General features: G+C 33.3%; 16 protein-coding genes. 6 read left to right on the top strand and 10 right to left on the bottom strand.

Annotation, left to right across the window (positions count from 1 at the left end; translation table 11 throughout):
* Positions 1-24: 24 nt before the first annotated feature.
* Entirely contained in the window at positions 25-1,209 is a 1,185-nt protein-coding gene (locus ACNQGN_RS10330; protein WP_417987750.1) for a Pycsar system effector family protein, read from the top strand.
* Here the strand turns inward: ACNQGN_RS10330 and ACNQGN_RS10325 are convergent.
* From ACNQGN_RS10325 to ACNQGN_RS10280, 10 genes are all read right to left on the bottom strand, one after another.
* Positions 1,206-3,575, bottom strand: coding sequence for a GAF domain-containing protein (locus ACNQGN_RS10325; RefSeq protein WP_417987749.1), 2,370 nt, complete (start codon positions 3,573-3,575; stop codon positions 1,206-1,208). The genes ACNQGN_RS10330 and ACNQGN_RS10325 overlap by 4 nt on opposite strands.
* Positions 3,576-3,803: 228 nt before the next feature.
* Positions 3,804-4,043: a DUF1660 family phage protein gene (locus tag ACNQGN_RS10320; protein WP_417987748.1), complete on the bottom strand. Its 240-nt coding sequence runs from the start codon at positions 4,041-4,043 to the stop codon at positions 3,804-3,806.
* A gap of 228 nt (positions 4,044-4,271) precedes the next feature.
* On the bottom strand, positions 4,272-5,330 hold the full coding sequence (locus ACNQGN_RS10315) for a nucleoid-associated protein (RefSeq protein ID WP_417987747.1): 1,059 nt from the start codon (positions 5,328-5,330) through the stop codon (positions 4,272-4,274).
* Between the two features lie 89 nt (positions 5,331-5,419).
* The gene (locus tag ACNQGN_RS10310; RefSeq protein WP_417987746.1) at positions 5,420-5,959 is read right to left on the bottom strand and encodes an IS1096 element passenger TnpR family protein; all 540 of its coding nucleotides are present in this window, start codon (positions 5,957-5,959) and stop codon (positions 5,420-5,422) included.
* 405 nt (positions 5,960-6,364) lie between these two features.
* The gene (locus ACNQGN_RS10305; protein ID WP_417987745.1) at positions 6,365-6,970 is read right to left on the bottom strand and encodes an HPP family protein; all 606 of its coding nucleotides are present in this window, start codon (positions 6,968-6,970) and stop codon (positions 6,365-6,367) included.
* 6 nt (positions 6,971-6,976) lie between these two features.
* Positions 6,977-8,257 (bottom strand): chloride channel protein, encoded by a 1,281-nt coding sequence (locus tag ACNQGN_RS10300; RefSeq protein WP_417987744.1) that lies wholly within the window; start codon positions 8,255-8,257, stop codon positions 6,977-6,979.
* 185 nt (positions 8,258-8,442) lie between these two features.
* A complete protein-coding gene (gene gloA2 / locus ACNQGN_RS10295) occupies positions 8,443-8,832 on the bottom strand; it encodes an SMU1112c/YaeR family gloxylase I-like metalloprotein (RefSeq protein ID WP_417987743.1) in 390 nt (129 codons plus the stop codon).
* Between the two features lie 127 nt (positions 8,833-8,959).
* Positions 8,960-9,928, bottom strand: coding sequence for a lipid A deacylase LpxR family protein (locus tag ACNQGN_RS10290; protein ID WP_417987742.1), 969 nt, complete (start codon positions 9,926-9,928; stop codon positions 8,960-8,962).
* A 219-nt stretch (positions 9,929-10,147) separates the two neighbouring features.
* Positions 10,148-10,705: a sugar O-acetyltransferase gene (locus ACNQGN_RS10285; RefSeq protein ID WP_417987741.1), complete on the bottom strand. Its 558-nt coding sequence runs from the start codon at positions 10,703-10,705 to the stop codon at positions 10,148-10,150.
* Positions 10,706-10,773: 68 nt separating this feature from the next.
* Positions 10,774-11,232, bottom strand: a complete 459-nt coding sequence (locus ACNQGN_RS10280; RefSeq protein ID WP_417987740.1) for a YciI family protein — start codon at positions 11,230-11,232, stop codon at positions 10,774-10,776.
* Positions 11,233-11,418: 186 nt separating this feature from the next.
* Here ACNQGN_RS10280 and ACNQGN_RS10275 point away from each other — a divergent pair, with 186 nt between their 5' ends.
* From ACNQGN_RS10275 to ACNQGN_RS10255, 5 genes are all read left to right on the top strand, one after another.
* The gene (locus ACNQGN_RS10275; protein WP_417987739.1) at positions 11,419-13,626 is read left to right on the top strand and encodes a TonB-dependent receptor; all 2,208 of its coding nucleotides are present in this window, start codon (positions 11,419-11,421) and stop codon (positions 13,624-13,626) included.
* 166 nt (positions 13,627-13,792) lie between these two features.
* The gene (locus ACNQGN_RS10270; RefSeq protein WP_417987738.1) at positions 13,793-14,413 is read left to right on the top strand and encodes a hypothetical protein; all 621 of its coding nucleotides are present in this window, start codon (positions 13,793-13,795) and stop codon (positions 14,411-14,413) included.
* Between the two features lie 29 nt (positions 14,414-14,442).
* A complete protein-coding gene (locus ACNQGN_RS10265; RefSeq protein ID WP_417987737.1) occupies positions 14,443-15,798 on the top strand; it encodes a histidine kinase in 1,356 nt (451 codons plus the stop codon).
* Positions 15,799-15,847: 49 nt separating this feature from the next.
* Positions 15,848-16,153, top strand: a complete 306-nt coding sequence (locus ACNQGN_RS10260) for a 2TM domain-containing protein (protein WP_417987736.1) — start codon at positions 15,848-15,850, stop codon at positions 16,151-16,153.
* 16 nt (positions 16,154-16,169) lie between these two features.
* Positions 16,170-16,523, top strand: a complete 354-nt coding sequence (locus ACNQGN_RS10255) for a 2TM domain-containing protein (RefSeq protein WP_417987735.1) — start codon at positions 16,170-16,172, stop codon at positions 16,521-16,523.
* Positions 16,524-16,557 lie beyond the last annotated feature (34 nt).

Raw genomic sequence — 16,557 nt, 5'->3', positions numbered from 1 at the left:
ATTTAGTAGTATAAAAATTTCTTTATGACTCTTATAGAACAAGTAGAAAATTTTGTTAGTCAATTACTCAAAGATAAACTTTCTAATTCATATACCTACCATAATTTTAATCACACCCGTGATGTCGTTACCGCTGTTCGTACACTTGCTGACAGTGAGGGCATTACTTCTTCTGATAAAGAAGTATTGCTCGTCACCGCTTGGTTTCATGACACCGGTTATGTAAACGGCTGTGCCAATCATGAAGACGCAAGTATACAGATAGCATCTAGTTTTTTAAAAGAAAATGGAAAAAGTGAAGAGTATATCGAGAAAGTTGCCAAGCTGATTAAAGCAACTACCTATAATTATGTGCCGGAGACGCTTTTGGAAAAAATAATAAAAGATGCAGATTATCATCATCTTTCGACCGATAAATACACATCAACGTGCGAAGCTTTACGAATGGAATGGCAAACCATAGACAGAAAATTATATTCGGATGAAGACTGGATTGTGGAAAATTTAGATTTTTTAGTGAATAAGCATCAATTTTACACTGATTATGCCTTGAAAAATTGGCAACCATTAAAAGAGGAAAATATAAAACGCCTGCAGAAAAGAAAGAATAAAATGGAATTGAATAAGAGTAAGGAATTGGATAAAGAAAATAAAAAAAGAGACAAAGAAGAGAAACCCGACAGAGCAATCGATACCTTATTTAGGGTAACATTAAATAATCACACTAGTTTAAGTGGTATTGCTGATAGTAAGGCCAATATTTTGCTTTCGGTGAATGCCATTATTATTTCGATAGCACTTTCTACATTGATTCCTAAATTAGACAGTCCAAAAAATGTTCATCTTATGGTTCCCACTTTTGTCATGTTAATGTCCAGTGTTATTACAATCATTTTTGCGATACTTTCTACACGACCAAAAGTTACAAAAGGGGTTTTTACCCGACAAGATATTGAAGATAAAAAAGTGAACCTGCTTTTCTTTGGGAATTTCTATAAAATGCCTTTGGATGAGTACCAATGGGCTATGAACGAAATGATGAAAGACAAGGAATATCTTTATAATTCGATGATTAAAGATTTATATTTTCTAGGACTAGTGCTGGAGAAAAAGTACCGTTTGTTGCGAATTGCCTATAATTTCTTTATGATAGGAATTATAGTTTCAGTTGTTGCTTTTGTCATTGCTTTTAAAATGATCGGCGTTTAATTCAATTCATCCAGTAAGTCCTGATAGGAATAATTTTTTTGATTTTGATCTTTATTGTCATTTATCACTTTTACCCGTATGGCACGAAGACCTGAAACGCCTTGTAATTCTTCGACTTCAAATTGTTCGATAGTAGGTTCCAATATTTTTTTGAATTGTAAAAACTTTATGTAATTCAAATATTCAGTCTCTTCATTATTGTGGGAATAGACGATTGTAATCTTTTCTTTTTCGGTGATTCTGTCTTTAGTTCCTTTGATATTGGCTTTGTCGATACGTTTTTTAACCACCTCGTAACGGGCATTGTAAGTCCCATCAACATCGAAACGCTTTTCGTCCATTCTAAAGCGGATTGAAATAGCGGAGCTAAATACTAAAATCAAGGAAGTTACATCGAGTTCGTACGGCAATGAAGACTTGAGTTGATGGTGTTCCAATTCCATTTCGCATAACGTTTGCAACTGCCACAGTCTTAAATTATGAAGGTACATAACATCAAAATCTTTATTTGGAGTAATTGAAGCACCTATATAAAGATTGTGTTCCACTCCATCGGTTTTGAAGCGCTCATAATAATGTGGAAAAATATTTTGCGCTTCCGCTTGTTTTTTGTCTAAAACAGAAGCTAATTTTTTATTGATAATGGACATTGCATTATCAAATTTCTTTCTCGATTGGTAAAACATTCCTGTTTTTTCATCCAGGCTCTCAAAATATTTTTGTTCTAATACTTCTCCGGTGGAATCCGTTTTTGTATTTTTTAAAATGGGATGGATTTCATTTTCAATATAAAGCTGAATTTGCTGTTCCGTATCTGCTTTTAATGGAAATTCAAGTTGTTGGGACAGGGATTGTAATTCAAATTTTCTTTGTTCCAGTAAAACCAGATTCGTATTTAATTTTTGATTTTCAAAGATTTGAATTAAAGCTTCCAATTGGTTTTTTAAATCTTCTTTTACGGTTTCATTTCGATGCGCAGAGGAACCTTTAATATCGATTTGGCCATACAAAGGATATACTTCCTTAAAGACGATCTCCTTAAATATATAGTCTTTGTTTTGATTAGAAGTCTCGAAATATTTCAGTGCTTCTTTTCGGAATTTCCAATAAACACTGGGATGAATGGCGGTATATTCTCTTTGGATAATCGCTTCGACCTGATTTTTTTTATCTGTAGCATAACGTTCTGCTGTATCTATTAAATACGGTAGAATTAAATCTAATTTAGAGGCGTTTATGCTATTAAGTTCTCTGGGACTGGCAGAAACCAGCTCTACAACTCCTAAAAGAATATCGTTTTTAATAATTGGAGCAAAAATACAACTGTGGATGTTTTGTTTTAATAAATGGTTTCCAAGCTTTTCGTTTCCGGGTAGTACAGAAAATTTTTCAACATTAGAAATGGTTATTGCCTTTTTGTATTCCAATAAATTTTCAAACGAACAACCCAAGAGAGCGTTTTTACAATCCACTTCTTGCTCGAAAGGCAGAATAAAGCTACTAAGGCTTTGGTCGCTAAAAGCGGGCTTTACAAATTTATCTTCTTCAGGATTGTATATAATCAAACCAACCCTTAAATCGGCAATTTTGAAAATGGACCGAAAAATAGCCTCAAAATTTTCATTTAAAGTTATTTGCTCTTTTTCCGGTTTTAACAGATTACTTTTTAATTTGGAAATTGAACTTTCCGTAGTAGCATCAAAAAGAATAGCAATGCCAAAACCTTTTAGAATCCAACTTTCAACAGGGAATTTTTCTTTCCATAAATCGATATTATCATAATTGTCCATCAATAAGTCGATGTCATCCGGAGTTAATTCCGGAGCCTTATCTGTTGGTATAATTTCAATAAAGTCAGCATTGTACAAAATACGATATTGATTCATTATGCCTTTTGCATTTGGAATATCGTAAAACAAAGGTTTGTTGAAATCAATTTTTTGACCATAGAATTCATTCAAAATCAACGTGCAACTCATAATATAGAACTGATGGTAATCAAAATCGCGGATTGCCATGTCAAATAGTACCCCGGCATCAGTGACTATTTTTTTAAATCTTTCGGTATAGTTAAAGGTGAAATTCTGGAATGGAATCGTAACAGCTTTAATCTCATTCTTTGTTAAAGCTGTTGGGAATAAATCAGCAAGTAAATGTTTAACTAAGGTTTCATTTTCCAAAATTAAATTTAAGTTCTCAATACCGGTTCTGAATTCAGGAAAAGGCTCAATTTCTTTGAGTAATGCTTTTGCATAATTAGAACGATAATCCACATTACTAACAGCAATTTCCTCTAAAGCTTCTATTAGGATATGAAACGAAATCAGCGTTTTGAATGGGCTATCTTTAAAAAAATTATTATTCATCCTTTTTTGTTTTGCGAAGAAACAAATTTACGAATAAATCAAAATTAATAGACAGCAATTTGCTAGAATTATTAAAGTGTATTAATGTACTGAATTTAAGATACTCTTTCTCAATTTGTTTCTATGTTTCAACAAAAGCAGCGTCTTGATTAATAGCAGGATTAGCATCTTTTCAAGGATTTTAGTAGATTAATAAGTTGTGTTTATGGTATAAGTTAAAAAATAGATTTAAACAGCATGAATCCTTTTTTTATAGAACCCAATCAAGGTTTCGTTTATTTCTTTTAATTCTGGTGTAAGAAATGTTTTCTGACCATTTTCGTCATTTGTCAGTTCCAGATTGCATACCGTGCATTTATATTCCTTGAAATGATTTGTTACATTTCTAGTGGTGATAATTTTATGTCCAAATAGGGAACATAAGATTTTTTTGCTTAGAAATTTTTCTTTGATTTCGATTGGGTTCATAGTTGGATTATTAGATTTGGGTCCTTAAACGTAAGTAATAATCGTCTAAACGTCAAATAAAATCGATTAAATACATTTTATGTTAATAAAAACACAAAAATTCTTACAAAGTAACAAAACAGCAACTCTTTTTTGTAGTGTTAAGTCAAAAAAAAATCCTCAATTATTTTGTAATTGAGGATCAGATTTTACGTTTGTTTTTCTGAAATGGCAGTCCGAAATCGGTACCTATGATTTTTCTTCTTTATTGAAATAAACTAAGTAATAATACATTTGTTTTTCTTCATCCCATCCTTTTTCTACGAATTTTTCTGCGCTTTCCGGATTGATGAAATCCATTTTAATTTGAATGTGCGTATCTAAATTGATTACGTTTTTGATTGATTTTCTTGCATCTGAAACTGCCGCATTAGCAATAGGGAATGAGGTTACATCCTCAATACTATATTTTTCCCCTTTGTCTATTTTGTAGTTCTTGAATTCTGGAATCAAATCCGGATTATCTAAAACTTCGTTCAGGAAATTAGTCTCCTCGAATTGATCGTTTTTAGCAAAATAATTAACGGAGCGGTTCATGAACATCACTTCTTCCTTTTTGTCTTCTGCTGGAAAAACAACGTCTTTAGCAAAGTTCTGACAAAATTTTAAATACTTTTTGGTAATGAAATTTTCATCCTCAAAAGCATCAACGGAAAGGAAATGCTCCAGCCAATATCTGGCATCATAACGGTTGCTGTCAACAGTAAGAATTTTATATCCTTCTTCTTTTTTGTAATTAAAGATCAAACAGCCTTTATCTAATTTATTCAAACTTACACCTTGTTGTAAAATCATTTCCAAGTGTGTTTCTTTTTCCTCAAATTGTAAAAAATCAGCTTGTATTTCGCTTTTGAAAATTCCGATTGCATCAACAACGTTATTATCAATACTGATGTTACTCAAATAGGTTACATAGACCTCACCATTCTTGATGTGTGGATGATTTGATTGCTCAAATAAATGCTTTGTAATCTTTTTAGATATTTCGTGAATGTTACTGGGATTCTCAAAAACTTCTGTTGCATATTTGAACATATCATTGTAATCCAAATCAATTTCATGAGCAAATTGGAAATAGTTTTCTTCTTTTTCTCTAAATGGCTTAAAGAAAAATTCTTTCATTAAAGGCACAATTTCATCATTCAGATTAAACAGTTGTTCCGACAGAAAAAGGGCTTCGTTTCTACTTTTGTTACCAACTCTATGAATTGATAAGGTTTCGATGTGGGTATTATATAAATTGATCATATTTTATTTTTTTTTAGATAAAAGAACCAAGATAGAAGACAATAAAAAGGTCTTTCATCTTGGTTCTTGATTCTTAATCGTCTAATTTTTTAATTCCAATTTTCCTCAAACCCGAAGTCTTCAAAACTATCGTCTCCTTCAAACATATCCAGATCATCGTCATCTAATCCATCTTCAAATTCATTATGATAGTCATCGGCATTGTCTGACTCAAAGCTTTTTTCCATTGCCTCATCTGGCATTTCGCCGTGTGAAAAAATAGTTTCAGGATATAGATTTCCAATAACCTGCTCTTCTATTGCAGCTAATTCTACAAGGAATGTCCACATATTGATAAAATCATAAACGTAGATAATTTTGGTGTTTTGCTTGTCTAAAATATCCGATAAGAGATAATCGCTCATTATTTTTTGTTCACCTGGAACGTCACCGGTATCAAAAAGCGAAATCTCATCTTCTTGATTCCAAGTTTCATCACAAGTATAGAACGAAGCTACTTCCATCCCGTCGAAACCAAAGGAATTAAAGATAGCATTGTGTAAGTCTTCTAAAGTATCGTCTTCAAGTATTGCAATGTCTCTAAAAACATCTTCTTCCGCGTCTAGAATTACTCTAAATTTATAAACCATAATTTAATATTTGTTCTTTATTTATGTTTAAATATCTATAAATGAATTATTTGTGATTTTTTTGTAAAATAGCAGGAATGATTTTAGGGATGATTTTAGTAAAATAATCCAAAGAACACCGCCCATACTGAAAATCAAAATCGACTACAAATATACTCGAATTATAAGATTAAAAGCGAATTTCTATTCTAAAATTAAAGCGTATTTTTTATGTGGTGGTACTACTTGTGTAGCATTGAATGTCTTAGATATTTCAGGCAGAATAGTGTAATTGATTTAAGCTTTCGGCCCTTTCATCCTTATAACATTGATTGTACACCTGTACAGTATTGACAGGTTGTCAAAAGTTGATTGTTATTCCTGTCAAATAAAGTTTTTTCGATAAGGATTTTTCCTAACGTTAATTTAGGAGATGCTTTTTTGTATTTTACCGGCCAGTCTTTTTCTAATGATATGGTATTTTTTATGATTTGGATAAGACCTGTTCGTAGTCATGTTGTTGAAAATAAGTGCTATAATTAAAAGAATAAGAACACCACTTAAAACAGGATAAAGCACATACCAATACCCAAGAATTTTAATCTTTGGAGAACCTATTACAGCAATTAATGCCGTTGCTCCACCGGGAGGATGCAGCGTTTTGGTTATCTGCATTAAAACAATTGAAAATGATACCGCCAGTGGTGCCGTTAACCACAAAATTTCGGGTACAAATTTAGCGACTGTAACTCCTACGATTGCGGAAACCAGATGTCCACCAACAAGGTTTCGGGGCTGGGCCATCGGACTTTGAATTACGCCATATACTAAAACGCTTGAAGCGCCAAAAGATCCAATCAGATAGACCACATCAGAATGAAGCAATGTTTTAGATTGCACATAAGCGATTAGTCCAATACCAATAAATGAACCTAAAAAAGCCCAAAAATGTTCTTTGAAATCAACCAGAGTTTCTTTGTAAAGGATGTATTTGGTTTTACGATAATTCCTTTTTATTTTTTGAATTGGCATAAAATTTTATTTTGATAAACTCGTAGAATAGGAGTATACAGTGAACGGATAGATTATTTTTGCTGTATATTTTGAAATTAGACAGACAGCCAAAATCGGCAGGAATAATGTATAATCATTCGTTAATCCACAAACTAAGAAAATTGCGGTAAAAGGGGCATGAATGCTGGCGCTTAATACAGCAGCCATTCCAATTACCATAAAATTTAGAGGAATAACATTTGCGTCAAGATAATTATTTAATAGTAATGCTACGAGTAATCCTAAAAAGGCACCAATAAAAAGACTTGGTGCAAAGACACCTCCGTCACCTCCCGATGCAAGAGTTACCGAGGTGACTATTGGCTTTAAAAGTAGTATTCCGATTAGTGTTATTGCTAATGAAAATGATATTGTGACCTCGTTCGAATTAACAAAAATTGCTTTAATTGCATGGTATCCTTCGCCATAAAGCTCTGGAAAAAAGAATAGGGAGATACTCAAGATAAGTGATCCCAAAAGGATCTTAAAATAATGAATTTTTATTTTTGAAAATTCGGATTTAAAAAATAGGACACAGCGTGTGAGATAAACCGAATTCAAACCGGCTAAAATCCCTAAAAGTATAAAATAGGGAATGGCTCTTAAATGCCAAGTGGTGATTGTTACGGCAAACAAAGGTTTTTCATCGAGTAAAAAAACAAGGCCAAACGCTATGGTGACTGCTATCAAATTACTGATTAAAAAGGCTCGAGTTACTTTTCTGGAAATAACTTCAATGGCAAAAAGAATCCCGGCAATAGGACTGCTAAACAAAGCAGTGACACCTGCTGCAACACCTGCACAGATCAGTTCCGTTTTATATTGTCGGAATACGTTTTGTTTTCTTTGAGCAACAGATCCAATCGTAGCTGAAGCGACAACGGTCGAAACTTCAATTCCCGTGGATCCTCCAAAGATAACGGTCAATAACCCATTGATGAAATGAGATGGAATTTTATAATTTGGTAAGTTCTTTGATTTGGAATTTGTGCTTTCAAAAATCTCTTTCATTCCTTTGTTTTCCTTTTTCCTAAAAAGATATTCTCTGAGAAAATAAATGATAGACAAACCAAAAAAAGGAAAAATAATAATGAATAAAGGGTTTAATGAAGCTTTATGGAAAAATATTTCCTCGTAATACTCGGTTATCTTTTTTAATGAAATACCTAAAAATGCGGAAAGAAAACCAATTAAAATAGAGACAATAACTAATTTTTGAAATTTGATTAATTGATAATTTTTTTTAATTCGGGCGGTATTATTCATCTAAAAAATGTTTTGCAAACCTTAATTTCAGATAAAAATAAAATAGTTTATTTTAAAAACTAAAGTTTTTTGAAAGGATTACAAATTTAGATAAAGAAAATCAGAGTTGACCTGAAAAATCCATATAATCATTATTTTTTATGATTTTTTTAAGAATTACGCTTTTTCAAGTCCTTAGAATACGCTTATTTTTCATAAAACTCAATTGGAAGATTATCCGGATCAGCAATAAAAGTAAAACGTTTATTTGTTGTAGGATCCATTCGAATAGCTTCAGATTCAATATTTTTTGAAGATAAAAAAGCAATCGTCTGGTCTATGTCGTTTACTTCAAATGCTAAATGACGTAATCCAGTAGCTTCTGGTCCTGAAGTACGCATTGGGGGATTTATAAACGAAAAAAGTTCTATGATATAGACACCATTTAATGCTAAATCCAGTTTGTAGGATTGTCTTTCTTCGCGGTAAATTTCCCGAATGATTGTTAGTCCCAAAACATCTGTATAGAAAGTTTTAGATTCTTGATAGTCGGAGCAAATGATAGCGATATGGTGTACTTTGTTTATTGCGAGCATAATTATTTAAGATATGGTATCGGGAATAAATTATTTGTGGATTTTTCGCTAATAGCAGCAACACACAGTTGTTACTTAGTGAAGAAACAAAGGTAAAATTTATATTTAGATTTTGTGCTTTGAAAAATCATAACTTGAAACCAATTCTAAATCCGCCCCATTTATGAGGTTTTCCTGTTTCGAATTCCTTTGAAAGCTCAGAACGACTATATTCGATGTAAATGCCTTTGTATTGCATAACTATTCCAAAATTGTCTTGAAAAGTAAATCTTCTAATGTTTTGATTAGTAATTATATGAGGGCTTTTTTGATTGATAAGGCCGCCTTGTAAACTGGCATCATATCCAATAATAGTCGCAAAGCCTTGTAAGTAAGCATAAATTTGAAAACCATTTTTGTGTTTTAGGGAAGAAAATGGGGAATTGATTTTTCCAAAAGTAGTTGTAAATCCTCCAGATATATTTGTGTTCATCGTTCCCAATCGAAGTTTTACATTAGAATTTAAAGCAAATAAATTATTGAGTCGATACAATTGTTGCTCGTGAGCAATTTCATAATTTAGTATGATATCATTCTTGATTTGGTGTTGCCATCCATGCGGAACTTCATCACTGATCCATTCGTGAATTTCAGTCTGCATTTCTTTACCAAAAGCATAAGGGCCAATGATTCCGATACTTAGAATAGAAGAAAGTTTGGTTTTATGAATTGTGTCGGTTGAAACTAAGAATGATTTTAGCATTGCGGCCGCAGCAAATGGCCTGTCATTAGAAAGAATTTTGTCAGATTTGAGGGTTGTTGGTGTAAAGCCCATTTGTTCTAGCGCCAATCCGTACTGTTGTTCCCCTTTTTTTAATTTTTTAAACAATTTATTTATCGGATTCTGAATCAGTTTTGGACTTGCCAATTCAAAATTGGCACCCTGAGTGTAGTAATAATCGGTTGCAGTAAAATAGTCGTTATCATAATGATAACGAAAATAGTGTTTGCTTTTTATTTCTCTAAAAGATGCTGTATTGTCAATTCTTTGGGCAAATGCTAGTACAGATAAAAACAGCAAACTGAATGTATAATATTTTTTTTGTAAACTTTCCATTAGTCACTTAAGCAAAAAAAATAATATTTTTTTTTGAAATTTTAGCCTAGAAGTAAACAACAAAATTACTCATTTAAATTGTTATAAGTATCTAGTTTTCAAAATATTAGATATTATTTGTTTGCTAAAGTATTGCCGGAAAAAGCAAAAAATATTTTGTTTTTTATAAACGTTTTTTGCTATTCTTGAAAGAAGGTTTTGTGTGGTTCCAAAAAGAATTTATTGGTTCAGTTTTCGAATCACTTTTGCAGGATTTCCCACGGCGAGTGAATTATCAGGAATGTCTTTCGTTACTACCGAGCCAGCACCTATAACACAACCATTTCCAATAGTAATTCCTGGACAAATGACTGAATTTCCACCAATCCAGCAATCATCACCAATAGTGATAGGCAGCGCATTTTCTAGTGTTTTTCGCAGTTCAGCATCCAGTGGATGTGTGGCTGTGTACAACTGAACGCCCGGCGCAAAAAAAACATTTGAACCAATAGTTACTTTGGCACAGTCTAAAACAACACAGTTTACATTGAAATATACATTTTCTCCACAATTTATATTGTATCCGTAGTCACAAAAGAATGGGGGTTCAATGTAAAGATTTGCTCCTGCATTAGGGATTAATTCTTTTAGTATTTCTCGTGCTTTTTTTGTTACTCGATACTCGGTAACATTTAATCGGTGGAGGAGATTTTTAGATTTTCGTCTGTCTTTTACTAAAGTAGGGTCGCCAGCCAGGTAATATTCACCGGCAATCATTTTTTCTTTTTCCGTTATCATATTTTTTGAATTTAAGCTAAATGATTTTTTAGTTTGCTTTTCTATACTGAATCGATTAATGAACTGATTTATATTTTGTTTTTGGCGATTTTATCATGAATCTTTAACGTTTCCTGCAGTGCAGCGCTTCCATACCAAAGTGTAAGCTCCGCTTCGAGAAGCTTCGATTCTACTGCTGGGTCGGTCGCTACAAATTCTTTTGCTTCTTCGATACTACTGGCATTAAAAATATAAATACCTCTATAGCTTCTTTCATTTTTCATAAAAGGGCCGGCGACAACCAGCTTTCCTTCTTGTGCTAAGCGGTTAATATTAGCCATGTGTCCTTCAAATAGTTTTTTACTTTCTTCTTTTGAGGCGCTAGTGTTACTTCCAGTTTTCAATAAACAAAAAACATATTGCTTCATTCCGTACTCATCTGCTTTAAGAGATTTTGCAAGTTTCTCGTCATAGGTTGAGGTGGTTTCTTGAGAAAATGTTGAAGCGGTAGAAATTAACAGTAAAAGTAAAAAGATTGATTTTTTCATTTTTTTTCAGAAATTGATTGCACAAATTTAAGGTTTTTCATTATAAAAATGCAGCGATATAAAAGAATGCCTTAATTCCTCAGTAGTGGTAATAAACGACTCATCCTGGAATTTCTACAGTTCAGTAACAACTTTTTCTGGTTTTGCTTTTTTCAATAGATATTTGCTTGATTAAAATCAATAAAAATGAAACCAACGATTAATAAATATCAATTAACGACTAAAAAAAAGAGCAATAAGTTGTTTTTTACTTTTGCCATTTTAGTATTCAGTTTAACTGTTTTCTCACAAGCCACAGTTTCAGGGAAAATTGTTGACGAGAAAGGAAAGCCTGTTTCGGGAGCTAATGTTTTTATTGAAGGTACATATGATGGTGCCACCAGTAGTGAGGCCGGTGATTTTAATTTTACAACCAGTACAACAGGAAATCAGACGTTGGTTGTGAGTTTTTTGATCTTTGAAACTTTAAAAACAGTAATTGATGTTGCTAATTATCAAAATAAAACCATCAAATTAAGAGAAAGTGTTACCTCGCTTGATGCGGTGATAATCACGGCAGGAACTTTTGAAGCGGGTGACAAAGCAAGAGTTTCGGTGTTGAAACCTTTGGATATAGTAACTACTGCAGGTTCGGCAGGGAATATTATAGCGGCGTTGCAAACATTACCGGGCACGCAAACCGTAGGCGAGGACGGACGATTGTTCGTTCGTGGTGGTGAAGCCAATGAAACACAAACTTTTGTAGATGGGATTCGCGTGGCCCAACCCTATGGTGCAAGCACTAATAATTTGCCAACTCGTGGTCGTTTCTCTCCCTTTTTATTTAGCGGAATGTCATTTTCGACAGGTGGTTATTCTGCTGAATATGGAGAAGCTTTGTCGAGTGTTTTATTATTGAATACACAAGATGAAGCCGACCAAAACAAAACCGAAATCTCTTTAATGACCGTAGGTTTGGGTTTTGGAAATACACAGAAATGGAAAAAAAGTTCTTTAAGCGTAAATGCATCGTATCTCAATTTAGCACCCTATCAGGCAGTAATTCCTCAAAATGCGGATTGGAATAGCCCCTATCAGTCTTTGTCCGGAGAGACGGTTTATCGTTACAACTTCAACAATGGTATTTTGAAATTATATGCTGCTTTTGATGCATCTAAATTTGATATTAATCAGGAAAATATCAATGCTCCTGAGAAAACCAGAGTAGCGCTAAATAATGATAATTTTTATTTTAATTCTTCCTACAAAGGAGCTTTTGGAAACAATTGGCAAATCACTTCGGGATTGAGTTATGGTTATAGTAAAAATAAAATAAATCTTGATTTGGATAAAGTTGCGAATGAAGAAAATGCGGCACATTTGAAATTGAAATTGAAAAAAAGTTTTTCAGATCGATTGAAATTATCCTTTGGGGCAGATTATTTTATTACAAAATTTAATGAGGATTTCAAGGAAAATGCAGGTACTGATTTTACAAACGGATATGATTCAAATATAGCAGCCGTATACACTGAAGCTGATATTTTCTTTTCAAAAAAATGGGCGGCAAAAGTGGGTGCAAGAGCTTCTTTTAATGATTTGTTGAATGAAACCGCAATTTCTCCGCGCGTTTCATTGGCCTACAAATTGGCGAAAAACAGTCAGTTTTCATTCGCTTACGGTAACTTTTCCCAAACTCCAAATCAAGAATATGTCAAATATTCAGGGAATAACCAGTTTGAAAGCGAAAAAGCATCCCATTATATTTTGAATTTTCAATACAATAAAAACGGAAAAACGTTCCGGGCTGAAACGTATTATAAAAGCTATGACAATTTGGTGAAATTCGATACAGAAAGAGCCGAATATAATTCAGTTTTTAATACTAACGGCTCTGGTTATGCCAAAGGATTGGATTTGTTTTGGAGAGACGGAAAATCAATCAGGAATTTAGAATATTGGGTTTCCTATTCGTATATCGACACCGAGAGAGATTATAAAAATTTCCCATCACAAGTTACTCCTAATTTTGTTGCCGATCATAGTTTGTCTCTTGTTACTAAATATTGGATATCCGATTGGAAATCACAAATAGGCTTCACCAATTTATATAGTTCTGGAAGACCCTATAATAATCCAAATGAAACGCAATTTATGAACGGAAAAACAAAATCGTACAACAATTTGAGTTTCAACTGGGCTTATTTGTTGTCGCAACAAAAGATTTTATACTTCTCTGTTTCAAATGTTTTAGGAAGCCAGAATGTTTTTGGATATGACTACGCTAAAACCCCGGACAGCGTTGGTTTTTACAACAGAAAAGAGATTACGCCCACAGCAGATCGGTTTTTCTTTGTTGGGTTCTTTTGGACCATTAGCAATGATAAAAAAGACAATCAGTTGAAGAATCTTTAAAGTGTACGGTGGCAGGAGGGATGGTAGTGTCGGCTATACAATTCATCCATCAAAATCAACAGTTCGGTAAGTATAAATTTAATTAAAGTAAAAACAGAGATACTTTTGAAGTATAAATCAAAAAGTTTAAAATCATCATAATAACCATCATTAAAAACAAGAAATCATGACAAAAGTTATCACCGCAATCGCATTATTTGTATGCAGTTTATTATCTGCTCAAGGACAATTTGAACAAGGTATGGGAAAAGCATTTGGGCTTTGGAAAGAAGGGAAGACCACGGAAGCTTCTGATTTATTTGAAAGAATCGCAGGTGCTGAAAAAACAAATTGGTTGCCTAATTATTATGTTGCATTAGTTAACACAACAACTGCTTTTAGAACAAAAGACAAAGATCAAATGAATTTGTTGCTTTCAAAAGCACAGAATTCTCTGGATGCAGAAATAGGCAAAAATCCAAATAATGCCGAATTATTAGTTATGCAAGCCATGATTCACACGGCTTGGATTGCGTTTGATCCCATGACAAACGGACAGAAGCTAACTGGGATAGTATTGGAATTGTATGGAAAAGCACAGGCAATCGCTCCAGAAAACCCTCGTGTTATTTTTGGTAAAGCTGAATTTGAGATTGGTGCTGCTAAATTTTGGGGAACAGACACCAAGCCAATGTGTGCGCAGATTGAAAAAGCTATCGGACTTTTTGCTACTTTTAAGCCTGAAACGCCTTTCTCTCCAAAATGGGGTTTAGACAGAGCTACAGAAGCGTTGAAAAATTGTAAATAAGAGTTACGCGATAAATAACCAGAGTTAAAATGGAAAATCAAAGAATACATACATTCACAGAATTTAAAAAAGGAACACTTATTTCTCTTAAAATTGCTCTGATTTTCACATTTGTATTTTCTTTAGTTCAAGGTCGGTTTGACTTAAAAACAGTTTTGACAACTTTTTGGGTGAGTTCTCTTTATTCATTTGGAATTGGTTTCGGTAATGGAGTAATCAACTCGCTACTGGATAAGAAATGGGATTGGCTGGAACAAACTAACCTGAGGGTTTATTTTGGAATAATTGCTACGGTTTTGTATACGGTTCCGGTTGTTTTAGGAATTGACTATCTCACCTTTGTTGTTTTTCAAAAGATGGATCCTGATGCGTTTTTTGATGACAGAATGATTTGGGTTCATTTGTTTTATATCATACTTTCATTGGGCGTCTCGACTTTTATGCACGCACGAAGTTTCATGGTTAATTGGAAACAGGCATCCAGAAAAGAGGTAACACAGCAAAAAATAATTGCAGGAACCGCTTCGGCAAAGTTCGAAAGTTTAAAGAATCAAATCGACCCCCATTTTCTTTTTAATAGTTTGAATGTTTTAAGTTCCCTGATTGAAGAAAATCCAGACAATGCGCAACGGTTTACAACATCATTATCAAAGATTTATCGTTATGTGCTGGAGCAAAAAGATAAAGAGTTGGTTTCGGTTGAAGAAGAATTGGCTTTCGCCAAAACCTATATGAACTTACTTAAAATGCGTTTTGAAAATAGTTTGTTTTATGAGTTACCAGCAAAAATTAGTGATCCAGAAGCAAAAGTGGTACCCCTTTCCTTGCAGCTTTTATTGGAGAATACGGTAAAACATAATGTAGTCAGTGAACAAAGACCATTACACATACAGATTTTTATTGAAGGAGATTATTTGGTCGTTCAAAATGATTATCAGAAGAAAGAAGTGTTACAGGATCGTCAGGGGGTTGGATTGCAGAACATTATCAATCGCTACGGGATTATTACGAACAGGAAAGTATTGATTGTGCAAAATGAAGATACGTTTACCGTCAAAATACCAATTCTAACCAAGCAAATTACGGTTATGGAAAACAATAGCAGTTATAGCGAAAATAACGCTTATTATAGTGCGAAAAAACGAGTAGAAGAACTTAAAGGTTTCTATGGGAACCTGATTTCTTATTGTGTTGTAATTCCATTTTTAATATTTATTAATCTAACCTACTCGCCGCAATTCCAATGGTTTTGGTTTTCAGCCGGTGGTTGGGGGTTTGGATTAATAATGCATGCTTTGAAAGTTTTTGGATATAGTTCCGACTGGGAGAAAAGAAAAATTCAGGAAATTTTGCAAAAAGAAGATAACAAACAAAATTGGAAATAGTATTCAGTGTCAGCAGGAAGCTTTACATTTAATTTGAAAAAAAAACAACATGGAAAACAATAATCAAAACGAAGAGCGCTATTATAAAGCGAAAAAGAAAGTAGAAGAAATCAAAGGTTTCTACGGGAATCTAGTAGCCTATATTGTAGTTAATATTGGACTTTTGGTGATCAATTTACTTACTTCTCCTGATCATTTATGGTTTTATTGGCCGCTGTTAGGTTGGGGAATTGGGGTTGTTTTTCATGGGATGAAAGTTTTTAATTATATGCCCTTCATAGGAAAGGACTGGGAAGAGAAAAAAATTAAGGAGTTTATGGACAAGGAAAACCAAAACAAGGAAACTTGGAAATAATTTAATAGCTGAAAAAATGGAAAAATTTAGAAGCCGTCCGTTTGAGTCCGATTCATTGGATAATAATAATCCTGACGTGTGGTATGATTTGGCTTACAAGAGAGTAAAAAGAATCAAGGGGTTTTATATTCATTTAATTGTTTACATTGTTGTTAATGTGTTTATTGTTGTTTCAAGCTACAATGAAAAAGCAATTGATGATCCGGCATTCTGGAGCTGGGAAACTTTTTCAACCGCACTTTTTTGGGGAATCGGAGTTACAGCTCACGGATTGTCTGTTTTTGGAAGGAATATATTTTTTGGAAGAAACTGGGAAGAAAAAAAAATAAAAGAGTTAATGGAAAAAGAGAAAAACAAGAAATGGGAATGAAAAAGTGATTCTTATTCCGTAACTATTCAGAAGT

It is taken from the genome of Flavobacterium rhamnosi, assembly GCF_048286515.1.
Lineage (GTDB): Bacteria > Bacteroidota > Bacteroidia > Flavobacteriales > Flavobacteriaceae > Flavobacterium.
Note: the sequence above shows the minus strand (reverse complement) of the source record. Positions and strands in the feature narration are given on the sequence as shown.